Annotated in this window: 21 protein-coding genes; 2 read left to right on the forward strand and 19 right to left on the reverse strand. The window is 64.3% G+C overall.

Going from position 1 to position 24,512, the window contains the following annotated elements:
* Positions 1-3 precede the first annotated feature (3 nt).
* Genes C7I85_RS06310 through C7I85_RS06335 form a run of 6 tightly spaced genes read right to left on the reverse strand, consistent with a single transcriptional unit; the run spans position 4 to position 6,403 of the window.
* Complete coding sequence (locus C7I85_RS06310; RefSeq protein WP_106723128.1) at positions 4-1,248, reverse strand: ABC transporter substrate-binding protein; 1,245 nt, start codon at positions 1,246-1,248, stop codon at positions 4-6.
* A gap of 52 nt (positions 1,249-1,300) precedes the next feature.
* Complete coding sequence (locus C7I85_RS06315; protein ID WP_106723129.1) at positions 1,301-2,326, reverse strand: branched-chain amino acid ABC transporter permease; 1,026 nt, start codon at positions 2,324-2,326, stop codon at positions 1,301-1,303.
* Entirely contained in the window at positions 2,323-3,378 is a 1,056-nt protein-coding gene (locus tag C7I85_RS06320) for a branched-chain amino acid ABC transporter permease (protein ID WP_106723130.1), read from the reverse strand. Before C7I85_RS06320 ends, C7I85_RS06315 begins: the two co-directional genes overlap by 4 nt.
* Positions 3,375-4,694: a metal-dependent hydrolase family protein gene (locus C7I85_RS06325; protein ID WP_106723131.1), complete on the reverse strand. Its 1,320-nt coding sequence runs from the start codon at positions 4,692-4,694 to the stop codon at positions 3,375-3,377. The genes C7I85_RS06320 and C7I85_RS06325 overlap by 4 nt, the downstream gene beginning before the upstream one ends.
* A 57-nt stretch (positions 4,695-4,751) precedes the next feature.
* Entirely contained in the window at positions 4,752-5,531 is a 780-nt protein-coding gene (locus C7I85_RS06330) for an alpha/beta fold hydrolase (protein WP_106723132.1), read from the reverse strand.
* A complete protein-coding gene (locus C7I85_RS06335) occupies positions 5,528-6,403 on the reverse strand; it encodes a fumarylacetoacetate hydrolase family protein (protein ID WP_106723133.1) in 876 nt (291 codons plus the stop codon). The genes C7I85_RS06330 and C7I85_RS06335 overlap by 4 nt, the downstream gene beginning before the upstream one ends.
* A 251-nt stretch (positions 6,404-6,654) precedes the next feature.
* On the opposite strand from C7I85_RS06335, the gene C7I85_RS06340 reads away from it, so the two are divergent.
* On the forward strand, positions 6,655-7,326 hold the full coding sequence (locus C7I85_RS06340) for a FadR/GntR family transcriptional regulator (protein WP_106723134.1): 672 nt from the start codon (positions 6,655-6,657) through the stop codon (positions 7,324-7,326).
* A 140-nt stretch (positions 7,327-7,466) separates the two neighbouring features.
* The gene (locus tag C7I85_RS06345) at positions 7,467-7,712 is read left to right on the forward strand and encodes a hypothetical protein (RefSeq protein WP_106723135.1); all 246 of its coding nucleotides are present in this window, start codon (positions 7,467-7,469) and stop codon (positions 7,710-7,712) included.
* A 42-nt stretch (positions 7,713-7,754) separates the two neighbouring features.
* Here C7I85_RS06345 and C7I85_RS06350 read toward each other — a convergent pair whose 3' ends face one another.
* The 13 genes from C7I85_RS06350 to C7I85_RS06410 all read right to left on the reverse strand — a co-directional run bounded on the left by C7I85_RS06350 (position 7,755) and on the right by C7I85_RS06410 (position 24,449).
* Entirely contained in the window at positions 7,755-8,447 is a 693-nt protein-coding gene (locus C7I85_RS06350; protein ID WP_106723136.1) for a response regulator transcription factor, read from the reverse strand.
* Positions 8,444-11,140, reverse strand: coding sequence for a sensor histidine kinase (locus C7I85_RS06355; RefSeq protein WP_106723567.1), 2,697 nt, complete (start codon positions 11,138-11,140; stop codon positions 8,444-8,446). The genes C7I85_RS06350 and C7I85_RS06355 overlap by 4 nt, the downstream gene beginning before the upstream one ends.
* An 83-nt stretch (positions 11,141-11,223) precedes the next feature.
* Positions 11,224-11,829, reverse strand: coding sequence for a K(+)-transporting ATPase subunit C (locus tag C7I85_RS06360; RefSeq protein WP_106723137.1), 606 nt, complete (start codon positions 11,827-11,829; stop codon positions 11,224-11,226).
* Between the two features lie 11 nt (positions 11,830-11,840).
* Positions 11,841-13,934, reverse strand: coding sequence for a potassium-transporting ATPase subunit KdpB (kdpB, locus tag C7I85_RS06365; RefSeq protein ID WP_106723138.1), 2,094 nt, complete (start codon positions 13,932-13,934; stop codon positions 11,841-11,843).
* A 15-nt stretch (positions 13,935-13,949) separates the two neighbouring features.
* Positions 13,950-15,653 carry a potassium-transporting ATPase subunit KdpA gene (gene kdpA, locus C7I85_RS06370; protein WP_106723139.1) on the reverse strand — a complete coding sequence of 568 codons (1,704 nt, stop codon included), beginning with the start codon at positions 15,651-15,653 and terminating at the stop codon, positions 13,950-13,952.
* A 30-nt stretch (positions 15,654-15,683) separates the two neighbouring features.
* The gene (locus C7I85_RS06375) at positions 15,684-15,773 is read right to left on the reverse strand and encodes a potassium-transporting ATPase subunit F (RefSeq protein WP_106723140.1); all 90 of its coding nucleotides are present in this window, start codon (positions 15,771-15,773) and stop codon (positions 15,684-15,686) included.
* Positions 15,774-16,228: 455 nt separating this feature from the next.
* Positions 16,229-16,636, reverse strand: coding sequence for a F0F1 ATP synthase subunit epsilon (locus C7I85_RS06380; protein WP_106723141.1), 408 nt, complete (start codon positions 16,634-16,636; stop codon positions 16,229-16,231).
* A gap of 108 nt (positions 16,637-16,744) precedes the next feature.
* Complete coding sequence (gene atpD / locus C7I85_RS06385) at positions 16,745-18,292, reverse strand: F0F1 ATP synthase subunit beta (RefSeq protein ID WP_106723142.1); 1,548 nt, start codon at positions 18,290-18,292, stop codon at positions 16,745-16,747.
* 68 nt (positions 18,293-18,360) lie between these two features.
* Positions 18,361-19,242 (reverse strand): F0F1 ATP synthase subunit gamma, encoded by an 882-nt coding sequence (locus tag C7I85_RS06390; protein WP_106723143.1) that lies wholly within the window; start codon positions 19,240-19,242, stop codon positions 18,361-18,363.
* Between the two features lie 16 nt (positions 19,243-19,258).
* On the reverse strand, positions 19,259-20,788 hold the full coding sequence (gene atpA / locus C7I85_RS06395) for a F0F1 ATP synthase subunit alpha (protein ID WP_106723144.1): 1,530 nt from the start codon (positions 20,786-20,788) through the stop codon (positions 19,259-19,261).
* Positions 20,788-21,348, reverse strand: coding sequence for a F0F1 ATP synthase subunit delta (locus C7I85_RS06400; protein WP_106723145.1), 561 nt, complete (start codon positions 21,346-21,348; stop codon positions 20,788-20,790). The genes atpA and C7I85_RS06400 overlap by 1 nt, the downstream gene beginning before the upstream one ends.
* A gap of 238 nt (positions 21,349-21,586) precedes the next feature.
* Positions 21,587-21,982: a DUF4345 family protein gene (locus C7I85_RS06405; RefSeq protein WP_106723146.1), complete on the reverse strand. Its 396-nt coding sequence runs from the start codon at positions 21,980-21,982 to the stop codon at positions 21,587-21,589.
* Between the two features lie 262 nt (positions 21,983-22,244).
* Positions 22,245-24,449, reverse strand: coding sequence for a primosomal protein N' (locus tag C7I85_RS06410; protein WP_106723147.1), 2,205 nt, complete (start codon positions 24,447-24,449; stop codon positions 22,245-22,247).
* Positions 24,450-24,512 lie beyond the last annotated feature (63 nt).

Raw genomic sequence — 24,512 nt, forward strand, 5'->3', positions numbered from 1 at the left:
TTCTTACGGGCAGGACGGGTTGTCGCGGCCGACGACGCCGAGCTTCAGAAACTCGTCTTCAGCCATGCCAAGCGTCTGGTTCACCTGCGGCACGACCTTCACCAGCTTGTTGTAAAGATTGCCGTCGGTGCCTTCGGACACTTCCGTCAGGTACATGTCGGCGATGGCGTTGCGGTTCTTGTCGAGCGAGACCTTGCCGGTCGGTCCGTCGAAGGAAACTTTCGCCAGCGTCTCCTGCAGCTTCTTGCCGCCGTCCGAGACGTCGCCGCCAACGTCATTGAGCGCCATCAGCAGGGCCTTCATGTCGAGATAGTAGGCGTGGGCGAACAGCGAGGGCGACGGGAAAGCATTCGGCTGCTTCTTGTAAGCATCGACAAAAGCCTTCCACTGCGGCGTGTCGTTGGTGTCGGCGATCGGGCCGGCCGATGGCGTGCCGACCAAGACGTCGCGGATCTTGCCCTTCGAGGTCAGAACGGTCTGGTCGACCGTGATCGAGCCGCCGATCAGCGGCGCGCTGCCGCCGGCCTGCTGGTACTGCGTCAGGAAGTTCACGCCATCGGCGCCGCCGAGCGCGACATAGATGGCGTCGACATCGTCCGGGATCGCGGCGATGACCGAGGAATAGTCCTTGTTGCCGATCGGCACCCAGGACTTCGATGGCACCGTGCCGCCCGCCTTGCAGAACTCGGCCATGAAGCCGAACACCTGCGTGTAGGGGAAGGAGTAGTCTTCCGCGACGGTCGCGACCTTCTTGTAGCCCTTTTCGTTATAGGCATAGGTGCCGAGACCGGCCATCCACTGGGCGCCGTCGGTGCCGAAGCGGAAGAAGTTCGCGGCCGGGTCGCGCAGCGTGGTGTCCTGAGCGGCCGAAGAGCCGTTGACGAAGGTCACTTCGGGATGGGTCTTGGCATAGTCCTTGACGGCAATACCCTCGTCGCCGGAAAGCGGACCGACCAGAACCTTGACGCCATCCTGCTCGACCAGCTTGCGGGCTGCGCGCACGGCGCTGTCGGGCGAGGCATCGGACGAGCCCTTCACGATCTCGACCTTTTTGCCCGCGACCACGCCGCCGACTTCCTCCAGGGCCGTCATGGCGCCGCGCTCGCCGTCTTCGCCCAGCACGGTGAAGGGGCCTTCGAAGGTCGCCAGAAGGCCGATCTTGATCGAGTCTTCCGCGAATGCGAGCGACGGAGCGGTCAGCCCGGTGGCCAGCGCCAGCGCCAAAAGTGTTCGCCGATGGATCCTCATGATTACTTCCCTCCCTGGTTGTCTTTGGATCAATCTGAAGCCGCCCGTCCCCTCATGGACCCGAGCGTAAGGATTCCTGGGCCAGATGTGGTTTGATCCTCCCCCACAACCCAAGAAGACCGTCCGGCGACACGAAAACGATCACCAGAAAGAACAGGCCGATGAGCGTGTTGAACCGCTCCGCGCCGACGATATCGATGGCAAAGGTCTGCATCAACACCACCACCACCGCGCCCAGGAACGGGCCGATCGGGTGGCGCATGCCGCCGATCACGGCGATGATCAGCACATTGATGGCGGCGCTGACATTGATGGTGCCGGGCGAGATGCGGCCGTTGAACCAGACCAGTAGCACGCCAGCGAGGCCCGCGATGATGCCGGCATAGAAATAGGCGACCACCTTGTGTGCGGTGACGTTGAAGCCCAGCGCCCGCATGCGGCGGGGATTGTCGCGCACGGCCTGCACCGTCAGCCCATAGGTCGAGCGCGAACCGTAGAGCACGGCCGCATAGGCGACCACCGCAAAGCCGAGGCACAGATAGTAGAACGGCATCGGATCGCGCCAATTGACGCCCCAGAACTCCGGCGCGCGAATGCCCGTGTAGCCGGGAAAGCCGTTGAACAGCGAATAGTTCTGCTGGGTGAAGTAGAAGAAGGCCGTCGCGATCGCGAGCGTGATCATGATCGTGTAGATGCCTTCGGTGCGATTGGAAATCACACCGATCAGCGCCGAGGCCCCTGCCGCAACCAGCGTCGCGATGGGCACCACGATCCAGAACGGCCAGCCGAAGCCGTGCACGCCCGAATTGTTGAGTCCAAAAATGGCGACCGTGTAGCCGGCTATGCCGGCCACCGAGATCTGTGCCAGGCTGACCATGCCGCCATAGCCGGCAAGCAGCATGAGCGACAGCGAGATCATGCCGAGGATCAGCGAATAGGCGCCGATCTGGGTGAGGAAAAAGTCCGAGGCCACCGCCGGATAAAGCGCCAGCAGCACCAGGACAACGATATTACCGGCGCCGATCTTCTCCAGGATCGACTGCGCGGCCGGCTTGTCGGTCGGGGCAAGAGCCGTCATCGTGCCTTCCCCATGATGCCCTGCGGCCGCACGGCCAAAACCACCACCATGATGACGAAGGTGAGCACGATTCCGTAGGTCGGGAAGTAGACGAGGCCGATCTGCTCAGCGAGGCCGATCAGCAGCGCCCCGATGGCCGCCCCGGTGATCGAGCCCATACCGCCCACGATCACCACGACGAGCGAGGCGAGCAGGTAGCGCACGTCTTCGCCAGGCGCCACCGACAGCGCTGAGCCGCCGACGACCCCTGCAAAGCCGGCCAGCCCCGCGCCGATAGCAAAGACTATGGCGAACACGGCATGCACATTTATGCCGGAGGCCGAGAGCATGGCGCGGTCGTCGACGCCGGCGCGGATCATCATGCCGACGCGCGTGCGGTTGAGCATCAGCCAGAGCCCGACGCCGATGACGATCGCCACACCCAGCACCACGAGCCGGTAGAATGGATAGCGGAGGAAGACGGCCTCGCCATTGGACTTCACAGCCGTGATGATGGGCAGGCCAACTGCTCCATCCAGCCAGGCCGGCGTGACGATCTGGTAGGTCGTGCCGGTCCATACGGCGAGCATCAGGTCGGCCGCGACGATAGATATGCCGATCGTGACAAGCGTTTGGCGCAGGTCATCGCCCTCGAGGCGCCGAAACACCAGCACCTGCATGACGAGGCCGACCAGTGCCAGCACGACGAAACCGGCAGCAACACCCAGCAGCCAGTAGCCGCTGCGGGTGGCGACCTCGTAGCCGATATAGGCGCCCAAGAGATAGAGTGATCCATGCGCAAGATTGACGTTGCGCATCAGGCCGAAGACGAGCGTGAAGCCGCTCGCCACGAGGAAATAGAGCCCGGCCAGCGTCAGCCCGTTCAGCACGGCGCTGGCAAAGGCCTTCTTCGAAGTCAGGATGGCGTTCACCCAATCCGGCCAGACGCCCAGCATCAGCCAGGCAAACAGCGCCGCGGCAAGGAGCCAGACGATGCCCCATGCCTGTCGCTTCGTGATCCCCCCGCCGCCCGACAAGCCGGCGGAAGCGCCTGGCCGTTCGAGCGTGCTCATGCGGTCAGCCGCCGGCGCTGCTCATTCATGCGCGGTGCCTTGTGGAACTTGCCGTCCTTCATGATGGCGAGGATGCGGTTCTTGTCCTGCAGGATGCGCACGTCGGCGGTCGGGTCGCCGTCGATAAGCAGAACGTCGGCGAGATAGCCTTCCTTGATCATGCCGAGCTCGTCGCCCAGGTTCATGATCTGCCCGCCATACTTGGTTCCAGCCATGATCGCTTCCATCGGCGAGAAGCCGAGCATGTCGACGAAGGTCTGGATGTCCTTGGCGTTGGTGCCCTGCGGCGTCCAGGCGAAGCCGTAGTCGCCGCCGATGCAGATGCGGATGCCGCGCCGGTGCATCTTCTTCATCGTGTCGATGCACATTTCGAGCTCGCGCTCATATTCCATGGCAAGCCGCGAACCGGGCTTGATGCCCCACTGTTCGGCGTGCCGCGCCGTGTTGATGAGCCACGCCATGCCGGGCGCAACGAAGTGCTTGTCCTTAGCGGCTTCCAGCAGGTCGAGCGCTTCTTCGTCGGCAAAGGAGGCGTGGTAGATGTTCTGGATGCCGTGGCGAATGCACTGCTTGACCGAACCCGAAGAGCGGGCGTGGGCGGAGAGCACCTTGTTGCGGCAGCGCGCTTCCTGCGCGGCCATCGCCACCTCTTCCTCCGACATCGGCGTTTCCTCGGCACCCATGCCGGTGATGGATTCGCCAGAGAGGTTGAGCTTGATCGAGTCGACGCCGTATTTGATCAGCGTGCGCACCGTGCGGCGGATTTCCTCTGGTCCCGAAACGACGAGGCCGAGGTTCAGGCCCTCATGCGGAATGTGCGAAGGCGCGGAATCGCCAAGACCGCCGACGGTGGTGATCTCCGGCCCCGCCGCCAGATAGCGCGGACCGGGGAAGCGGCCCTGGTTGATGAATTTCTTGGCCACCACGTCGAGGCGCGGCTTTGCGGCAGCCGCCCCCCGACCGGCGGTAAAGCCGGCATCCAGCACCAGCTTCGCCATCTCCATGGTCACCAGCATGTGCTCCTCGGTCTCCATCATCTGGATGGGATCGATGCCGGGCGCGTTGTTCCAGGAGAGATGCAGATGCGCGTCGATCATGCCGGGCATCAGCGTCGCGCCCATGCCGTCGATGACGGTCATGCCGCCATAGGCCGACGACGAGCCGAAGCGCGACGAGCCCCTCGTGATCTGCTTGATGCGATTGCCCTGCACCAGGACCTCGCCGGTGTAAGGATAGTCGCCGGTGGCATCGAGAATGCGCACGTTGGTGAACAGCGTGCCACCCGAGCCGTTTCCGCTCCAGCTATCGTCTGCCATCTCTTCCTCCCAAAAGTGGCAAGGCGCCCTCCCGCGCCGGTGTTTTTCGTCCTCAGATCACCGGTCTGCGCGCCTTAGAAATTCCGTCAGTTTCTGGTTGCACTCGCGTGGATGCTCAACCGTAGCCCAATGGCCGCATCTGTCTATGGTAGAAAGCGCGGCGCCCTTGATCTTGTCGGCCAGGGCCTGCGCCACGCCCACCGGATTGACCGCATCGGCATCGCCCGTCACCAGAAGCGTCGGCGCCGTGATCCGGCGCGGATCGACAGCATTTGCGTTGGCCAGCGCCTCGCAGGTGCGGGCATAGGATTCAGGGTCCTGGCGAGTGATCGACTCCCGCACGAAGGCGACCGCCGCCGGCGAATTCTCGCGCGTATGGGCCGAAATCGCATTGGCCGCGATCTGGTCGGCGATGTCGGATATCCCGCCCGAGCGGGCAAGCTTGGCCCGGTTTGCGAGGCCTGTCCGCGTCGCATCCGCCGGCTCGGCGAGCGCGCCAAACAGGCAGAGCGAAGCCACCAGCTCCGGCTTGTTGGCGGCGATCTGCTGGCAGACGATGGTTCCCATGGAATGGCCGACGAAATGCGCCCGGCTCACCCCCACTCCATCCATGGCGCGGATGACCGCCTCGCTCATCATCTCGATGGTGAGGGGATCGAGCGGCCGAGCCGAGCGGCCCGAACCCGGAAGATCGACGCGGATGACGCGATAGCCCGACAGCGCCTGCAACTGCGGTTGGAACATGTTGGACGTTCCGCCGAGGCCGTGGATCATCACCACGGGGAACCCTTCCCCGGCGACTTCCACGACGGTCTGGCCGACGGTCACCGTGGTCATTGCGCCCACTCCGAGAACCGGTTTTCGAGCGCGCCGATGCCGTCGATCTCGACGCGCACCACGTCGCCTGCTTTCAGATATTTCGGCGGATTGAAGCCGATGCCGACACCGGCCGGCGTGCCGGTGGCGATGATGTCGCCGGGCTTCAGCGTAAGGCCCTGCGACAGCGTCGAAATGATCGTCGGAATGTCGAAGATCAGCAGCGAGATCTTGGAGTTCTGCCGCATGTCGCCATTGACGAAGCAGCGGATGCCGGCCGTCTCCAGGTCGAACTCATCCTTTGTTACCGCCCAAGGCCCCATCGGGCAGAACGTGTCCTGCGACTTGCCGATCAGCCACTGGCTGTACTTGCCCTGCAGGTCGCGCGCGGTCACGTCGTTGACGATGGTGTAGCCCCACACATGGTCGAGCGCATCTTCCTTGGAAATGCCGCGCCCTTCCTTGCCGATGATGACGGCAAGCTCGGCCTCGTAATCGATGGCTGACGAGACCTTGGTGTCGATCAACACCTTCGAGTGCGTCGCGACCACCGATTCCGGCACCTTGGAAAAGATGATCGGATCCTTCGGGATCGCACCGGCCGCCGCGCTCGAGTCAAAACCGCTGCGCGCGAATTCATGCGCATGCTCGTAATAATTCTTGCCGACGCAGAAGATGTTGCGGCGTGGATGCGGGATTGGCGCCTCAAGTTCGACGCTGGAAAGCGGCAGTGGCGAGAGCGTGCGCGGCAGCGCGCCGTTGCGCTCGATCAGGCCGAGAATGCCACCCTTGGCGGCCTCGACGGAAAGATCGAAGGGGGCGATCGTTTCACCCTCGGCATCGACAAGGCCTACGCGGCGCTCGCCGGCGATGGAAAATGTCGCAACCCTCATTCGCTTCCCCCCTCATGAACCATTGGTGAGCCAATTCGGCTTCTTTTTGCTACGCTAGCGTCGATTGGTTCAGCTCGCAAGCGGATTCTGTTGGCAAACGAATCGAAAAATGCCACGGTCGATCGCCGATCGTGTGAAGAAGTGGGGAAATTTTACGCCGAATTGCCGGATTTCCGCAGCTTTGCTGTGGACGCCGGCTCGAACTGCCATTATGAATGGTGCAAAATTGGATCAAATAAAGGTGCTTGCTCATGCCTAGGCTTGTCGCCACCGATATTGCCGCAGAACTCAGGAAACGGATTTCCGCCGGCGAATGGACCGATATTGGCCGCATCCCACCCGAGCGCGACCTTGCCGAAGCCTTCGGTGTCGCCCGCAACACGGTGCGGCGCGCGGTGAATTTGCTCGAAGTCGACGGCACGGTGGTGCGGCAGGTCGGGCGCGGCACCTTCCTGGCCGACCCCGATCCCAATTCGCTCGCATCCGTGGTGGCGCGCATGGAAGGCACCAGCCCGGCCGACATGATGGAAATCCGCCAGCTTCTCGAACCGGCCGCCGCCTCTTTTGCCGCCACCAATGCCAGCAACAGCGAACTCAACGCCGTGCGCGAGGCGCATCAGACGGCTTGCGACAGCGCCGACATGCCGACCTTCGAGCATTGGGACGCGGAGTTCCACCACCGCATCTTCGCCTGCTCGCGCAACGATTTCCTGAAGGAAATCCATAACCTCATGCGCATCCTGCGCAACCAGTCGCCCTGGTTCGAGATGAAGAAGCGCTCCTTCTCCGAAGAGCGGCGCCAGACCTATTGCCGCGAACACCAGGCCATCGTCGACGCGCTGATCGAGCGCAATCCCGATGGCGCGAAGCAGGCCATGCTGGCTCACCTCCAGACGGTGCAGCGTAACCTTCTGGGACGTTGATACGGCCTTTGCTCGCCAATGGCCCAAAGACCCGAACTGTCGAATGTATCGGCCGCAAATTCCCCCAATTGATGCTCGACAGGCATTGCTCAAAAAGACGCGATCCGGCACATTCAGCCGGGACGACGAAAGGACGAGCCATGGATTCGGTCGAAAAGTTTGCGCTCTCGATAATGCTGCTGTTTGGCGCGCTGATCATCGGCGGCCTGATGGCCATCGGCATTGCCTGGAACGACAAGCCGGCCTTTCTCTACGCGCTGGCAGCGGCCATAGTGGTCTGGGCCTCGGCCTTTGCGGTTCTGTTCGGCAAGCCGCCCATCTACGGCGCGCTGCTGTTCGTCGCCGCCCTGCTCATCGCCGCCTCGATCACCACGATCGTGATCTGACGCCGCTCCAGACCCTTAGGCCCGGCGGCGGCCTGGCCGCCTTCAATCCGCTTCGCTAAGCCTATAGCCGACGCCGGTCTCGGTCCGTATGTAGCGCGGCTGCTCCGGATCGGGCTCGATCTTCTGGCGCAGCTGGCGCACATAGACCCTCAGATACTGCACGTCCTGCACCTCGCCCCACACCTGCTTCATCAGGAAATTGTGGGTCAGCACCTTGCCGGCATACTGCACCAGCGTGCGCAATATCTCGTATTCCTTCGGCGACAGTTTCACCTCCGCGCCATCGACCCTGACGATGCGCCGCACCAGGTCGACGGACAGCGCGCCGGTCTGGAACACCGGCTTTTCGCCCTGCTGCTGCAGCCGATGGCGCAGCGCCACGCGGATGCGCGCGATCAGCTCGTTTACGCCGAAGGGCTTTGGCACATAGTCGTCGGCGCCGAGGTCCAGCGCCTCCACGATGCCGGCCTCGTCGGTGCGGCTCGACAGGATGACGATCGGCACCGAATTGCCCTCCGCCCGCCAGCGCTTCAAGAGGTCCTGGCCGGGAATGTCGGGCAGGCCGAGATCAAGCACCACCAGATCGGGCGCGCTGTTGGCCATCTCCTCCAGCGCCGTCCTGCCGTTGGGCGCATCGATGATGACATAGCCCTGCGTCGCCAGCCCCGCCCGCAACAGCTTGCGGATCGGCTGCTCGTCGTCGACGACAAGGATTTTTATCGCGGGCGCGTTCATGGGAGATCCCTGCTTGCCGCCTGTGCCGACGGCAGTCTCATGCGGATGGTGAAGATGGCGCCCTTGCGGTCGGTGCGGTTGCCGGCTGTGATGGTTCCGCCCATGGCTTCCACGAAGCCGCGGCAGATGGCAAGGCCGAGCCCCGTGCCAGCCGGCACGCTGTCGCCCTTCCGGGCGCGGGTGAACTTGCCGAATATGTCCTCGAGCTCGTCCGGCGGGATGCCCGGCCCCTCGTCCAGCACCTGCAAGGTCACGGCGCGTTCCCCGGCGAAGGCCTGCACGCGGATACGCGAGTTGGCCGGCGAATATTTCGCGGCATTGTCGAACAGGTTGAACAGCACCTGCTCGAACAGCACCGGGTCGACGCGCAGCATCGGAAGGTTGGCCGGCAGGTCGACCTCGATCTGATGCCCGGCGAGGATTTTCTTGGCCCGCGACAGCGCGCTGCCGATGATCTCGTTGAGATCGTGCATGCCGCAATTGGGAGCGATCGCCCCCGATTCCAGCCGGGTCATGTCGAGCAAATTGGCGATGAAGCGATTGAGCCGCTCGGCCTCGTCCAGCACGGTGCCGAGCAGGTCCTCCTTGGTCGGCTTGTCGAGCGCGGGCGCAAACTCCTTCAGCGTTCCGGCGGCCCCCATGATGGCAGCCAGCGGCGTCTTCAGATCGTGCGAGATCGAGGTCAGCAGCGCCTGCCGCAGCCGGTCGGCCTCCACCGCCAGCCGCGCATTGTCGAGATCCTCGACCAGATGCACCCGCTCGATGGCGAGCGCGGCCTGGTCGGTCAGCGCATCCATCAGCCGCCGGCTCTCGGGCGTCAGGATCGGTCCCTGCCGGTCGTCGTCGATGCCGACGACACCGATCGCGCCGCGCGCGGTCCGCAGCGGCAGGAACAAGCGCCTGGCGCCCGGAAGCGTGTCCGCCCCGCGCCCGGCCGGGCGGTCGTTCTCCCAGGTCCATTTGGCCGCCGCGAGGTCCGCCTCGTCGAGCGTGTCCTCGGGCGGATAGCCGGCCTTCACCGTAATCCGCCCCTGCTCGGGCAGCAGCAGCACAACCCGCACCTTGAGCATCGAGGCAATCTGGAACGCGGTCGCCCAGAGCACGTCGTCCAGCGTCGCGGTGCCGGCCAGCTTCTTCGAGAACATATAGAGGTTCTCGGTCATGCGCGCCCGCTGGCGCGCGGCCATGGCCTGCGCCCGCACGCGTGAGGTGAGATCGCTGGCGACCACCGAGACGATCAGGAAAAAGATGAAGGTGACGATGCTTTCCGGGTCGCCGATGGTGAAAGTGTAGAGCGGCGGCAGGAAGAAAAAGTTGAATGCCAGCGCGCTGATCACGCTGGTGAAGATGCCCGGCCCGAGGCCGAAACGAAGCGCGCTGATCAGCACGCCCATCAGGAACACCACGCCGATATTGGACACGTCCAGCGTCTGCTGCAGCGCTTCACCGAGCGCCAGCGCGCCGGCGATGATCGCGAGGCTGGCGAGGTAGGGCCGCAGCGAAAGCCCATTGACCGTGGCGTCCTCGACCGCGCCGCGCGGCGGCTTGGGCACAGGCTCGCGCCCCGACACCACGTTGATGCTGACATCGCCGGCCATGCGGATCAGGTCATTCGCGACCGAGCCCTCCAGCCATTCGCGCCAGCGCGCCTTGTCGGAGCGGCCGACGACGATCTGGGTGACGTTCTTCTCGCGCGCATGGCGCATGATCTCTTCGGCGACGGTGCGACCGGGCAGCGTCATGGTCTCGGCGCCGAGCGATTCGGCCAGCCGCATCGTGTTTGCAATCCGGTCGCGATCGGCTTCCGAAAGCCGCGCGGTGCGCGTCGTCTCCACCGTCACCACCGACCAGGGCGCACGCAGCCGTTCGGCCAGCCGCCGTCCATAGCGGACGATGGCCGCCGAGCGCGGCGCCTCGTCGACGCAGACCAGCACGCGATCGCCCGCCGCCCACGGCCCGGGGATCGCGTTCTCACGCATATGGCTGACGAGCTGCTCGTCCACGCGCTGCGCGGTGCAGCGCAGCGAGAGCTCACGCAGCGCGGTGAGATTGCCCGGCGTGAAATAGTTCTCGATCGCCGCACGCGCCGTCTGCGGCATGTAGACCTTGCCCTGCTTCAGCCGCTCGATCAGGTCGCCCGGCGTCAGGTCGACCACCTCGATGTCGTCGGCACGGTCGATGATGGAATCGGGCACCGTCTCGCGCACGCGGATACGCGTAATCTGGGCGACGATGTCGTTCAGGCTTTCGAGATGCTGGATGTTGACGGTGGTGTAGACGTCGATGCCTGCTGCCAGCAGTTCCTCGATGTCGATATAGCGTTTCGGGTGGCGGCTGCCCGGCGCATTGGTGTGGGCAAGCTCGTCGACCAGCACAAGGTCCGGCCGCCGCGCCAGTATGGCATCGAGATCCATCTCCGTCAGCGTGCGCCCGTGATAGGGCACCTCGACGCGCGGCACGATCTCAAAACCCTGCAGCAAGGCTTCGGTCTCGGCGCGGCCGTGGGTCTCGACCACGCCGATGATGACGTCGACGCCCTCGGCCTTGCGCGCGCGCGCCGACAACAGCATCTCGAACGTCTTGCCCACGCCCGGAGCCGCACCCAGGAAAATACGCAATTTGCCGCGCAGCTCCCGCTCCGCGGCTTCCAGAAGCGCATCCGGCGATGGACGCCTGTCGGTGTCGTCAACCATGAACACCACTCGGTCCCGGGCAAAACCCGCCCGTTTGATTCCTCGTGCAAAGGCGCGCCGAAATCAATCGGCACGCCATGAGCCTACTTCTTTGCCAGCGCGTCGAGCGCCCGGTTCAGCGCCAGCACATTGACATGCGGCTCGCCGATGACTCCGAAGACCGGCTGCTGCACGTTCTGGGCAACGAGGTCGTGCAGGTCATTTTCCGACATCCCCCGCGCCTTGGCCACGCGCGGCACCTGGAAATAGGCGGCGGCCGGCGAGATGTCCGGGTCGAGCCCGCTGCCGCTTGTGGTCACCAGGTCGATCGGCACCGGCTGGCCGGGATTTTCCGCCTTCAGCTTGTCCATGTCGCCCTTCACGCGCGCGATCAGCGCCGGGTTCGACGGGCCGAGATTGGAGCCGCCGGAGTTTGCGGCATTGTACGGCTCGGGGATCGACTTCGACGGATCGGATGGATCGGCCCCCGTCGTCGCCGACGGACGGCCGTGGAAATAGCGGTCGCTGGTAAAATTCTGGCCGATCAGCCGGGAACCGATCACCTTGCCATTCTCGGTGACCAGGCTGCCTGCCGCCTGCTTGGGAAACAGCATGCCGGCAATGCCGGTCATGGCCAGCGGATAGGCAAGCCCGGTCAGGACGGTGAACACCACGATCATCACCAGCGCGGGACGAAGTTGCTTCAGCATGATTGCCTTCCTTATGCGAGGCCGAGCGCGGAGACGACGAGGTCGATCGCCTTGATGCCGACGAAGGGCACGACGATGCCGCCGAGGCCGTAGATGACGAGGTTGCGGCGCAGGAGCGAAGCCGCACCCACCGCCCGGTATTTGACGCCGCGCAGCGCCAGCGGGATCAGCGCGATGATGATCAGCGCGTTGAAGATGATCGCCGAAAGAATCGCCGATTGCGGCGTCGAAAGCCTCATCACGTTCAACACCTGCAGTTGCGGATAGAAGGCCAGGAACATCGCCGGGATGATCGCGAAATATTTGGCAATGTCGTTGGCGATGGAAAATGTGGTTAGCGCGCCGCGCGTCATCAAGAGCTGCTTGCCGATCTCGACGATCTCGATGAGTTTGGTCGGGTCGGAATCGAGGTCGACCATGTTGCCGGCCTCGCGCGCCGCAACCGTGCCGGTGTTCATCGCCACGCCCACATCGGCCTGCGCAAGTGCTGGCGCGTCGTTGGTGCCGTCGCCGCACATCGCCACCAGCTTGCCCTTCGCCTGCTCCTCGCGGATCAGCTGCAGCTTGTTCTCGGGCGTTGCCTGGGCGAGGAAATCGTCCACGCCGGCTTCTGCCGCGATCGCTGCCGCCGTCACCGGGTTGTCGCCAGTGATCATGACGGTGCGGATGCCCATGCGCCTCAGTTCGGCGAAGCGTTCGCGGATGCCGCCCTTGACGATGTCCTTGAGGTGGATCACGCCGAGCAGCTTGCCGTCGCGCATGACGGCGAGCGGAGTGCCGCCGGACTTGGCGACCTGATCGGCGAGCGCGCGGATCTCCTCGGCGCGCGCGCCGGAGCTGCGTCCATGCACGGCGGGCGAGGCGCTGGCCACCGCCATGGCCGGGGTCCTCGCGAGCTGGGCGAGAATGGCGTCCACCGCGCCCTTGCGGATAGAGCTGCCGTCGACATCGACGCCGCTCATGCGGGTCTGGGCGGTGAAGGGCACGAAATGAGCGTGCAGCGACTGCATATCGCGGCCGCGAATGCCGTATTTTTCCTTGGCGAGCACGACGATCGAGCGGCCTTCGGGCGTCTCGTCGGCAAGCGAGGCCAGCTGCGCGGCATCGGCCAGTTCCTGCTCGCTGACACCGCTCAGCGGCAGGAATTCGCTGGCCTGCCGATTGCCGAGCGTGATCGTGCCGGTCTTGTCGAGCAGGAGCGTGTCGACGTCGCCGGCGGCCTCGACCGCGCGGCCGGACATGGCGAGCACATTGAAGCGCACCAGCCGGTCCATGCCGGCAATGCCGATGGCCGACAGAAGCGCGCCGATGGTGGTGGGGATCAGCGTCACGAACAGCGCCACCAGCACCACGACGGGAATCGAGCCACCGGCGTAGGTGGCAAAGCTCGGGATGGTGACGGTCGCGAGCACGAAGATCAGCGTCAGGCCGGCAAGCAGGATGTTGAGCGCGATCTCGTTCGGCGTCTTCTGGCGTTCGGCGCCCTCCACCAGCGAGATCATGCGGTCGAGGAAGGTCGAGCCGGCCGCAGCGGTGATCCGCACGCGGATCCAGTCGGAGAGCACCTGCGTGCCGCCGGTGACGGCCGAGCGGTCGCCGCCCGATTCGCGGATCACCGGTGCCGATTCCCCGGTAATCGCCGCCTCGTTGACAGAGGCGACGCCCTCGACCACCTCGCCGTCGGAGGGAATGATGTCGCCTGCCTCGACCAGCACCACGTCGCCCACCTTGAGGCTGGCGCCGGGCACCATGGTGTAGTTGCCGCGGTCTTCGCCCGTCAGCAGCTTGGCCTGGGTTTCGGTGCGGGTGCGGCGCAGCGAATCCGCCTGCGCCTTGCCGCGCCCTTCGGCCACGGCTTCCGCGAAATTGGCGAACAGCACCGTGAACCACAGCCAGATGATGATCTGGAAGGTGAAGGCGAGGTGCTGCCCGCCGGTGAAGATGTCCTTGAGGAACAGGACGGTCGTCAGCAGCGAAACGGCGGCGACCACGAACATCACCGGGTTTCTGGCAAGCGCTCGCGGATCGAGCTTCAGGAAAGCTCCGCGGATGGCGGGAACTATGATCTTGGCATCTAGGATACTGGCCGGTTTCATATGGCTCATTGTCGTAATCCCGAATTAAAACGTCTGGCCGGCGGCGATGGCGAAATGCTCGACGATGGGACCCAGCGCCAGGGCCGGCAGGAAGGTAAGGCCGCCGACGATCAGGATGACGCCGACCAGAAGGCCGACGAACAACCCTCCATCGGTGGGAAACGTGCCGGCCGAGGCCGGAACCGTCTTCTTCGCCGCCAGCGAACCGGCGATGGCGAGCGCCGGCACGATGACCAGGAAGCGCCCCATAAGCATCGCCATGCCGATGGTCAGATTGAACCAGGGCGTGTTGCCGTTAAGTCCGGCGAAGGCCGAACCGTTATTGGCGGTGGCAGACGTGAAGGCGTAGAGGATTTCAGAAAAGCCGTGCGGGCCGGGATTGGCGACCGACGACACGGCCGAAGGCAGCACGACGCTGACGGCGGCGAAGCCGAGCATGGCAAGCGGCAGGCAGAGCATCGCCAGCATTGCCATCTTCACCTCCTTGGCCTCGATCTTCTTGCCGAGATATTCGGGCGTGCGGCCGACCATCAGGCCGGAGACGAAGATGGCAACGATGACGAAGACGAAGATGCCATAGAGGCCCGCGCCGACGCCGCCGACGATGATTTCGCCGAGCTGCATGTTGATCATCGGGATCATGCCGCCGAGCGCGGTGAAGCTGTCATGCATGGCATTGACCGCGCCGCAGGAGGCGTCTGTCGTGACCACGGCAAACAGCGCCGACAGCGGAATGCCGAAGCGGACCTCCTTGCCCTCCATATTGCCGCCGGTGAGCCCCAGCTGGTTGAGCAGCGGATTGCCGGCAGCTTCCGCCCAATAGGCGACGATGACGCCGGCGATGAACAGCACGCCCATGGCGGCGAGGATCGCCCAGCCCTGGCGCTGGTTGCCCACCATGCGGCCGAAGACGTTGGTGAGCGCAGCACCAATGGCGAAGATGGTAACCATCTGCACAAGGTTGGAGATGGCGTCGGGGTTCTCGAAGGGATGGGCGGAGTTGGCGTTGAAGAAGCCGCCGCCATTGGTACCGAGCATCTTGATCGCAAGCTGCGACGCCACGGGACCGACCGCGATCGTTTGGCGCGCGCCTTCAAGCGTGGTGGCCTCGACATAGGCACCGAGCGTCTGGGGCACGCCGCGGAAGACGTAGAAGATCGTCAGCACCACGCAGAGCGGCAGAAGCACGTAAAGCGTCGACCTTGTGAGATCGACCCAGAAATTGCCGACCGATTTCACCGAATGACGCGCAAAGCCGCGCACCAGTGCAATCGCCAGCGCCATGCCGGTGGCTGCCGACATGAAGTTCTGCACCGTCAGCCCGGCCATCTGCACCAGATAGGACATGGTGCTTTCACCGGCATAGTTCTGCCAGTTGGTGTTGGTGATGAAGCTTGCCGCCGTGTTGAAGGCGAGCTGCGGATCGACCGCGCTCATGCCGGCGGGATTGAAGGGCAGGCTCGCCTGGAAGCGCTGCAGCGCGTAGAGGATGAGCATTCCCACAAGGTTGAAGGCAAGCATTGCCGCGGCATAGCCGACCCAGTGCTGCTCTTCCTTTTCGCTCGTGCCGGCCAGCCTGTAGAGCAGGCGCTCGAAGGGTCCGAGCAGGAAGGAGAGGAAGGTGCGCTCGCCCTGGTAGACGCGCGTCATGTAGCCACCGAGCGGGTTGACGAGAAGAACGATGATCCCGCAGAAAATCAGGATCTGGAGCCAGCCGGCGAAGGTCATGGTCTTACAGCTTTCAACATGAGGTTTCGGTCAAAAGCGCTCGGGGCGCAGAAGCGCGAAAATCAGATAGGCGGTGATCAGCAGGCTGACCCCGCCGCCGAGCAGATAGTCGATCAACATGGCTCGCTTCTCCTAAAGCCGGTCGCAGCCCAGCGTGTAGGCATAGAACAACCCGAAGGAGACGACGCCGATCGCAACGACAATGAAATCCCACATAGGCTTCCCTTTGCACGCAACAATGCGCCTGCGCCCGAAGCGCGGCTGTGGTCTGATTGTGGAAGACACCGCGCCGGCAGAGAGACGAAAACAGAGCCGCGGCGGTCGTCAAATACCGGTCGAAAATGGCACCGGGGGCATAAAGGTTCGAGACAACCGCCCAGGCAAAGAAATAGGAATTTTATAGTGATGTAGGGCCCGCACGCAGGGCGACAACGGCATGGCCAGGTCTGCGGCGGCAGCGACAGTTCACCGAAAGAGCCGAGCAGATTGGAGCGTGGCGCCCCAAGCCGAAAAAACCAAAGAAAAAGGCGGGTGTCGCCACCCGCCTTGGTTCGTTCATCGCATTCAGCCGCTCATCAGGCCGGCAGGATCGCGCCTTCCAGCGTGGTGAGCTGGGCCAGGAAAGCCTCGGCGCGGGTCTTGGCCTCGTCGTCCTTGGCGTCGGCGGCGTCTTCACGCGCTTCCTGGATGCGGCGGGCGAGCTCGGCGCGGTCGATGTCCTTCACGGACGTCGCCGATTCGGCGAGCAGCGTGCAGCCGGAGGGCAGGATGTCGGCAAAGCCGCCGAACACCACATAGCGCTCTTCCTGGCCGTTGACCGACTTCACCGTGACGACGCCCGGCTTGATCGTGGTCATCACCGGCGCATGCTGGGCCAGAACCGTCATTTCGCCTTCCGCACCCGGAATGACGACGGACTGAACCTCTTCCGAGACGAGCAGGCGCTCGGGCGAGACCAGTTCGAATTTGAAAGCTTCAGCCATGATGTCTCACAAAATTCGGGAGCGTGGTGGGCATGGTTCCCGCCACTGTGGGGAAAACCATGCCACGAAAGCGCGGGCTTATTCGCCCGCGCTGCGCAGTTTCTCGTCTTATGCCGCTTCGGCAGCCAGACGCTGAGCCTTCTCGATGGCCATATCGATCGAGCCGACCATGTAGAACGCCGCTTCCGGCAGGTGGTCGTATTCGCCTTCGACCAGACCCTTGAAGCTCTTGATGGTGTCTTCGAGCGGCACCAGCTGGCCCGGCGAACCGGTGAACACTTCGGCCACGAAGAACGGCTGCGACAGGAAGCGCTCGACCTTACGGGCGCGGGCAACCGTCACCTTGTCCTCTTCCGACAGCTCGTCCATGCCCAGGATGGCGATGATGTCCTGCAGCGACTTATAGCGCTGGAGGATTTCCTGCACGCGGCGAGCGACGTTGTAGTGCTCTTCGCCGACGATCAGCGGGTCGAGCATACGCGAGGTGGAGTCCAGCGGATCCACGGCCGGGTAGATGCCCTTTTCCGAGATCGCGCGGTTAAGCACGGTCGTCGCGTCCAAGTGGGCGAACGAGGTTGCGGGCGCCGGGTCGGTCAAGTCGTCGGCCGGCACGTAAATGGCCTGCACGGACGTGATCGAGCCCTTGTTCGTGGTCGTGATGCGTTCCTGCATCGCGCCCATGTCGGTGGCGAGCGTCGGCTGATAGCCCACGGCCGAAGGAATACGGCCCAGCAGAGCGGACACTTCCGAGCCGGCCTGCGTGAAGCGGAAGATGTTGTCCACGAAGAACAGCACGTCCTGGCCCTGGTCGCGGAAGTGCTCGGCGATGGTCAGGCCGGAGAGGGCGACGCGGGCGCGCGCACCGGGCGGCTCGTTCATCTGGCCGAACACCAAGGCGCACTTGGAACCTTCGGTCGAGCCGTTGTTCTCGTGCGGGTCCTTGTTCACGCCCGATTCGATCATTTCGTGGTAGAGGTCGTTGCCCTCGCGGGTACGCTCGCCCACGCCGGCGAACACGGAGTAACCGCCGTGCGCCTTGGCGACGTTGTTGATCAGTTCCTGGATCAGAACGGTCTTGCCGACGCCGGCGCCGCCGAACAGGCCGATCTTACCACCGCGGGCATAAGGCGCGAGCAGGTCGACGACCTTGATGCCGGTGACGAGGATCTGGGCTTCCGTCGACTGGTCGACATATTCCGGGGCCGGCTGGTGGATGGCGCGCTTTGCCTTGGTCTTGACCGGGCCGGCTTCGTCCACCGGCTCGCCGATGACGTTCATGATGCGGCCGAGCGTCTCGTCGCCCACCGGAACCATGATCGGGGACCCGGTGTCATACACGGCCTGGCCGCGAACCAGACCTTCCGAAATGTCCATGGCGATGCAGCGCACGGTGTTTTCGCCGAGGTGCTGGGCCACTTCGAGGATGAGGCGGTGACCGCCGTTATCGGTCTCGAGCGCGTTCAGGATCGGCGGCAGTTCGCCATCGAACTGAACGTCGACGACGGCGCCGATGACCTGCGCGATGCGGCCGGCCGAACCCTTGCTCTGCACTGCGGCCGAAGCCTTCGCAGCAGCCGCCTTGGCGGGCGCTGCCTTCTTTGCTGCCGGGGCCTTTTCGGCCGCCGGAGCCGCTTTAGGTGTAGCTGCTTTAGCCATGCTGTAACCTCTTGGTCAGTTTCCGTTTCCACGTGAGCCGCCGGGACGTTTGTCCCCGGGCTCTCGTGCTAGAGCGCTTCCGCGCCCGAAATGATTTCGATGAGTTCCTTGGTGATCTGCGCCTGGCGCTGGCGGTTGTACGTGATCGTCAGCTTGTTGATCATGTCACCAGCGTTGCGCGTCGCATTGTCCATCGCGCTCATCTTGGCGCCCATCTCACCGGCAGCGTTTTCGAGCAGCGCCCGGAAAATCTGCACCGAGATGTTGCGCGGAATGAGATCGCTCAGGATTTCACCCGGCTCCGGCTCGTATTCGTAGACGGCGCCGCCCGAAACATCCTCTTCACCGGCGGCCGGAGCCGCGGCCGGGATGAGTTGCTGCGCAGTCGGAACCTGGCTGATCACCGACTTGAACTCGGAATAGAACAGCGTGCAGACGTCGAAGCCACCCTGGTTGAACAGGGCAATCACCTTCTTGGCGATGGCGTCGGCATTGGCGAAGCCGATCTGCTTGACCTCACGCAGCTCGATCTTATCGATGATCAGCGAGCTGAAATCGCGGCGAAGGATGTCGTTGCCCTTCTTGCCGACCGTGATGATCTTGACCGTCTTGCCGTCGGCCCGGAGCTTGCGAACATGCTCGCGGGCCAGACGCGCGATCTGGCTGTTGAAGCCGCCGCACAGGCCGCGCTCGGCCGTGCAGACGACGAGCAGATGCACGTCGTCCCTGCCGGTGCCGGCCATCAGGGCAGGCGCGTCGCCATTGCTGCCGACCGCCTTGGTGATGTTGGCCAGAACCGCACCCATGCGCTGCGAATACGGCCTGGCTGCTTCCGCCGCCTCCTGGGCGCGGCGCAGCTTCGCCGCGGCGACCATCTGCATCGCCTTGGTGATTTTCTGCGTCGCCTTGACCGAGGCGATACGGTTTCGGAGGTCCTTTAGAGAAGCCATGCCTTATCCATCAGCCTCAGGCGAAGTTCTTCGCGAAAGCGTCGATGTGAGCCTTGAGCTTGGCCTTGAGGTCGTCGCTCAGCGCCTTCTCCTTGCGGATGCCCTCGAGGACGTCCTTGCCCTCGGCCCGCAGGTAGGAAAGCAGACCCTGCTCGAACTTGCCGACCTGGTTGAGGGCCAGCTTGTCGAGGTAGCCGTTGACGCCGGCGTAGATCACCGCGACCTGCTCTTCCGTCTTCAGCGGCGAGAACTGCGGCTGCTTCAGGAGTTCGGTCAGGCGCGCACCGCGGTTCAGCAGGCGCTGCGTGGCGGCGTCGAGGTCGGAGCCGAACTGCGCGAAGGCCGCCATTTCGCGGTACTGCGCGAGCTCGCCCTTGATCGAGCCTGCAACCTGCTTCATCGCCTTGATCTGAGCCGACGAGCCGACGCGCGACACCGACAGACCCACGTTCACGGCCGGACGGATACCCTGGAAGAACAGGTTCGTCTCGAGGAAGATCTGGCCGTCGGTGATCGAGATCACGTTGGTCGGAATGTAGGCCGACACGTCGTTGGCCTGGGTTTCGATGACCGGCAGAGCCGTCAGCGAGCCGTTGCCATTCTCGTCGTTGAGCTTGGCGGCGCGCTCGAGCAGACGCGAGTGCAGGTAGAAAACGTCGCCCGGGTAGGCTTCACGGCCCGGCGGACGGCGGAGCAGCAGCGACATCTGGCGATAGGCGACCGCCTGCTTGGACAGGTCGTCATAGCCGATCAGCGCGTGCTGGCCGTTGTCGCGGAAGTATTCGCCCATGGCGCAGCCGGCGAACGGAGCCAGGAACTGCATCGGGGCCGGATCCGAAGCGGTCGCGGCGATGATGATCGAGTATTCGAGCGCGCCGCGCTCTTCGAGCACCTTCACGAACTGCGCGACGGTCGAGCGCTTCTGGCCGACGGCGACGTAGACGCAGAACAGCTTCTCGGAGTCCGGGCCGCTCTGGTGAATGGCCTTCTGGTTGAGAATGGTGTCGAGGATGATCGCGGTCTTGCCGGTCTGACGGTCACCGATGACCAGCTCGCGCTGGCCGCGGCCGACCGGGATGAGCGCGTCGATGGCCTTGAGGCCGGTCGACATCGGCTCGTGCACCGACTTGCGGGGGATGATGCCGGGAGCCTTGACGTCGACGCGGCGACGCTCGGCGGCCTTGATCGGGCCCTTGCCGTCGATCGGGTTGCCGAGGGCGTCGACGACGCGGCCGAGCAGACCCGGACCGACGGGGACGTCCACGATGGCGCCCGTACGCTTGACGGTGTCGCCTTCCTTAATGTCGCGGTCGTTACCGAAGATAACCACGCCGACATTGTCGCTTTCGAGGTTCAGCGCCATGCCGCGGATGCCGCCGGGGAACTCGACCATTTCGCCCGCCTGGACGTTGTCGAGACCGTACACGCGAGCAATACCGTCGCCGACGGACAGAACCTGACCGACCTCGGAGACCTCAGCCTCCTTGCCGAAATTCTTGATCTGATCTTTTAGGATTGCGGATATTTCCGCGGCGCGGATGTCCATCAGCCGACCTCTTTCAGTGCAAGCTTGAGCGAATTGAGTTTGGTTTTGAGCGATGTGTCGATCTGGCGCGAGCCCAGCTTCACGACGAGGCCGCCCAGAAGCGACGGGTCGACGGTGACCGTGATCGAGACATCCTTGCCGGCAACGCTCTTCAGCGCGGCCTTCAGTTCGGTTTGCTGGGCAGCGTTCAGTTCGTGCGCCGAGGCAACCTCGGCCGAAACCTCGCCGCGCTGCTCAGCGGCAATGGCGCGGAACGCCTTGATCATTCCCGGAAGCGCGAAGAGGCGACGGTTCTGCGCCACCACGCGGAGGAAATTGCCGACGAGACCGTCGATCTTCGCCTTGGCGGCGATGGCCTCGATGGCCTTCGCCTGTTCCTCGGCGGAGAACACGGGGCTCTTGATCATACGGGAGAGATCTTCGCTGCCTTCGAGCAGAGCCTCGAAGCGGCCGAGGTCGGATTCGACCTTGGCAACCTGCTTGGCGTCAGCCGCGAGGTCGTACAGCGAGGCCGCATAACGTTCAGCAACTGCGGAGATCGGCGAGCTAGACTGTGCCACGGTCCGTCTTTTCTCTTGTCTGACAGGCCGGAAGATTCTGGGCGCGAGTCGGTAACTCTGGCTAAATCTTTGACCTTGCTGCGTTTTATCAATCGCAGAGACACAGCTGTCGTATCCCCCGATCGAAAGTCGATTGCCGTCTAGCACAGGCCTTTCAGAGTCGCAACACGTTGAAGATGCGGCTTTCAGGCAGATTTGTCGCATCCTGGGGACATATGTCCCCGACGCGAAGCTCCGTTCAGGGGACCAAGCCGAAAGTGAAGGTCAACGGCAGGGCCCCGAGCACCAGCGCCACAAGCAGCCAAATCCAATTGTAAGGCTTGTTTCCATGATCGGAAAGCATGGAGATCATGCGGCCGAACGCCGTCAGAATCCACGAGAAGCCGAGCGCCATATAGAGCAGCGGTTGGGCCAGCAGGATGCAGCATAGGCCCAGGCCGAGATAGAAGCCGGACATGGTGGAGCGGGCTTCGGCAACCGCCTCGGGCTTTGTCTCGAAGGGCTGCAGGCGCAGGATGCGCAGCGAGATCCGTGGCAGGAACATGAGTATCAAGCCAAACAGCACGGTCACCACGGCGGAGGACCATGCCAGCCACTCACCCTGGCTCATCGGCCAGGGAAATTCGAATTCCATTTCGCCCCTCCAGAATCGCTAGCGGATCGCCGCGCGCATTCTATCGGCCAGCGGCCCGCGCGCCAGATGGAAAGCGTGCCCGGCGAAGCGAAATCTCACTCGGCCTTGCACGACTCTTTCTCGTTGGGGAGGCTCCCCAGGCAGCGACTGCGCGATTCTTTTCCTCGGCTCCATCACTTCGGCCAGGACGCGCCGGATAACGACGGTCTCCACGTCGGCTGAGTCGATGCAACCTGCCGGCCGAGATCGAAAAATTTGCTAATCACAAGAAGCTCTGCGGGTCGATGTCCACTTGCACCCGAATGGAGCCACGCACTTTCGGCCCTGCCGCCAGCATGGCCCGGATGAAGCCCTGCATGTCGCTGCGCCGTTCGCCCTGCACCAGGAGGCGGAAGCGGTGGCGACCTGCCACCAGCGCCAGCGGCGCTTCGGCCGGGCCGAGCACGTGGATGTCCTTGGCGTCCGGCGCGGCACGGCGCAGCTGGCGCGCATGACCTTCGGCCTCCGGTCGCGTGTCGGCGCTGACGATGATGCCGGCGAGCCGGCCGAAGGGCGGCAGGCCGCCGCGCTCGCGCTCCAGAATTTCGCGGTCGTAAAAGGCTTCGGCGTCGCCCGAGATGATCGCCTGCATCACCGGATGGCCGGGCTGATAGGTCTGCAGCAGGCCAAGAGATTTCTTGCCGGTTCGGCCGGCACGGCCCGTCACCTGGCTGAGCAGCTGGAAGGTCCGCTCGGCGGCGCGCGGGTCGCCATTGGCAAGGCCAAGGTCGGAATCGACCACTCCCACCAACGTCATGTTGGGAAAGTTGTGGCCCTTGGCCACCAGCTGCGTGCCGATGACGATATCGGCCTCGCCCTTGGCGATGGCTTCCAGCTCCAGCCTGAGTCGCTTGACGCCGCCCAGCATGTCGGACGACAGCACGATGGTGCGCGCATCAGGAAAATGCCCGACGACCTCTTCGGCGATTCGCTCCACGCCCGGGCCGCAGGCGACGAGATGGTCGAGCGTTCCGCATTCAGGGCAGGCTTCCGGCCGCTTCTCGTTGTGGCCGCAGTGATGGCAGATCAGCTGCCCGCGAAACCGGTGCTCCACCAGCCAGGCCGAGCAGGACGGGCACTGGAAGCGATGGCCGCACACGCGGCAGAGCGTCAAAGGCGCATAGCCGCGCCGATTGAGGAACAGCAGCGACTGCTCTCCCCTCTCCAACGTCTTCTGCATCTCCTCTATCAGCGCCGGAGACAAAAAGCCGCCGCGCGCAGGCGGGGCGCGGCGCAGGTCGATGGCCTTGATGTCGGGCAGCGCGGCTTCCGCGAAACGCGCCGCCAGCACCGAACGGGCGTAGCGCCCCTGCTCCGCGTTGACCCGGCTTTCCACCGAAGGCGTGGCCGAGGCCAGCACCACCGGAAAGCCGCCGATATGGCCGCGCACCACCGCCATGTCGCGGGCATTGTAGAAGACGCGGTCTTCCTGCTTGTAGGCAGGGTCGTGCTCTTCGTCGACGACGATCAGGCCGAGATCCTGGAACGGCAGGAACAGCGCTGAGCGCGCACCGGCCACCACGCGCACGCCGCCCTCGGCCACCTGCCGCCAGACGCGCTCGCGCTTGCGTGGCGCAAGATCGGAGTGCCACTCGCCCGGCTTCGCGCCGAAACGGTTCTGGAAGCGCTCGAGAAAAGCCTGGGTCAGCGCGATTTCCGGCAGCAGGATCAGCACCTGCTTGCCCCTTTCCAGCGCAGCAGCAACGGCCTCGAAATAGACTTCGGTCTTGCCCGAGCCGGTGACGCCGTCGAGCAGCGTGACGCTAAAGCTGTCGGCTTCTACCTTTTCGCGCAGCGTCTCGGCTGCGGCCTGCTGGTCTCCGGTGAGATCGGCCCGCGCAAATTCCGGATCGGGCGGCGCCACCACCGGGCGCGGCGGGATCATCACCGTCTCGAACACGCCCTGCGCCTTCATCCCGTCGATCACGGTGGAGGACACGCCGGCCGCATGCGCCAGGCCAGATCGCGTCCAGGCCATGCCGTCGGACGCCATTTCCAGCACGCGCCGGCGCGCATCGGTCACGCGGTCTGGCTCCGACCCGGTCAGCTGCAGGCCCTCCACCCAGGGCTCGGGATCGAAGGCTTCCGGCGCGCGCAGGATCATCCGCGCCACCATGCCGGGCGGCGACAGCGTGTAGGAGGCGATCCAGTCGACGAAGCGGCGCATGGCCTCATCGACCGGCGGGCAGTCGAAGACATGCGAAATCTGCCGAAGCTTGCGTGCGTCCACCGCCTCGCCCGGCCCGTCCCAGACGATGCCTGCCACCTCGCGCGGCCCCAACGGCACACGGACGATGGAACCCGGAACCACGTTCATGTCTTCCGGTACGGCATAGCTGTAAGCGCGCTCGGCCGGCATCGGTACCAGCACGGGCACGATTGCAGCGGGTTTGAACAGGGCTATGGTTTCGGGCGAATCTTGCTTCATGGCGCGTGACCTTGCCCTGAGATTAAGTTAGAGCAAAGGCCGAACAGGAAAGCGCCTCCCACG

This window comes from Pseudaminobacter soli (ex Li et al. 2025) (assembly GCF_003012705.1).
GTDB classification, from domain to species: Bacteria; Pseudomonadota; Alphaproteobacteria; order Rhizobiales; family Rhizobiaceae; genus Pseudaminobacter; species Pseudaminobacter soli.

What these genes read in the sequence shown, in the direction of transcription:
- C7I85_RS06310 (WP_106723128.1), bottom strand. Translation starts at nt 1,248, where the DNA reads ATGAGGATCCATCGGCGAACACTTTTGGCGCTGGCGCTGGCCACCGGG.
- C7I85_RS06315 (WP_106723129.1), bottom strand. Translation starts at nt 2,326, where the DNA reads ATGACGGCTCTTGCCCCGACCGACAAGCCGGCCGCGCAGTCGATCCTG.
- C7I85_RS06320 (WP_106723130.1), bottom strand. Translation starts at nt 3,378, where the DNA reads ATGAGCACGCTCGAACGGCCAGGCGCTTCCGCCGGCTTGTCGGGCGGC.
- C7I85_RS06325 (WP_106723131.1), bottom strand. Translation starts at nt 4,694, where the DNA reads ATGGCAGACGATAGCTGGAGCGGAAACGGCTCGGGTGGCACGCTGTTC.
- C7I85_RS06330 (WP_106723132.1), bottom strand. Translation starts at nt 5,531, where the DNA reads ATGACCACGGTGACCGTCGGCCAGACCGTCGTGGAAGTCGCCGGGGAA.
- C7I85_RS06335 (WP_106723133.1), bottom strand. Translation starts at nt 6,403, where the DNA reads ATGAGGGTTGCGACATTTTCCATCGCCGGCGAGCGCCGCGTAGGCCTT.
- C7I85_RS06340 (WP_106723134.1), top strand. Translation starts at nt 6,655, where the DNA reads ATGCCTAGGCTTGTCGCCACCGATATTGCCGCAGAACTCAGGAAACGG.
- C7I85_RS06345 (WP_106723135.1), top strand. Translation starts at nt 7,467, where the DNA reads ATGGATTCGGTCGAAAAGTTTGCGCTCTCGATAATGCTGCTGTTTGGC.
- C7I85_RS06350 (WP_106723136.1), bottom strand. Translation starts at nt 8,447, where the DNA reads ATGAACGCGCCCGCGATAAAAATCCTTGTCGTCGACGACGAGCAGCCG.
- C7I85_RS06355 (WP_106723567.1), bottom strand. Translation starts at nt 11,140, where the DNA reads ATGGTTGACGACACCGACAGGCGTCCATCGCCGGATGCGCTTCTGGAA.
- C7I85_RS06360 (WP_106723137.1), bottom strand. Translation starts at nt 11,829, where the DNA reads ATGCTGAAGCAACTTCGTCCCGCGCTGGTGATGATCGTGGTGTTCACC.
- kdpB (WP_106723138.1), bottom strand. Translation starts at nt 13,934, where the DNA reads ATGAGCCATATGAAACCGGCCAGTATCCTAGATGCCAAGATCATAGTT.
- kdpA (WP_106723139.1), bottom strand. Translation starts at nt 15,653, where the DNA reads ATGACCTTCGCCGGCTGGCTCCAGATCCTGATTTTCTGCGGGATCATC.
- C7I85_RS06375 (WP_106723140.1), bottom strand. Translation starts at nt 15,773, where the DNA reads ATGTTGATCGACTATCTGCTCGGCGGCGGGGTCAGCCTGCTGATCACC.
- C7I85_RS06380 (WP_106723141.1), bottom strand. Translation starts at nt 16,636, where the DNA reads ATGGCTGAAGCTTTCAAATTCGAACTGGTCTCGCCCGAGCGCCTGCTC.
- atpD (WP_106723142.1), bottom strand. Translation starts at nt 18,292, where the DNA reads ATGGCTAAAGCAGCTACACCTAAAGCGGCTCCGGCGGCCGAAAAGGCC.
- C7I85_RS06390 (WP_106723143.1), bottom strand. Translation starts at nt 19,242, where the DNA reads ATGGCTTCTCTAAAGGACCTCCGAAACCGTATCGCCTCGGTCAAGGCG.
- atpA (WP_106723144.1), bottom strand. Translation starts at nt 20,788, where the DNA reads ATGGACATCCGCGCCGCGGAAATATCCGCAATCCTAAAAGATCAGATC.
- C7I85_RS06405 (WP_106723146.1), bottom strand. Translation starts at nt 21,982, where the DNA reads ATGGAATTCGAATTTCCCTGGCCGATGAGCCAGGGTGAGTGGCTGGCA.
- C7I85_RS06410 (WP_106723147.1), bottom strand. Translation starts at nt 24,449, where the DNA reads ATGAAGCAAGATTCGCCCGAAACCATAGCCCTGTTCAAACCCGCTGCA.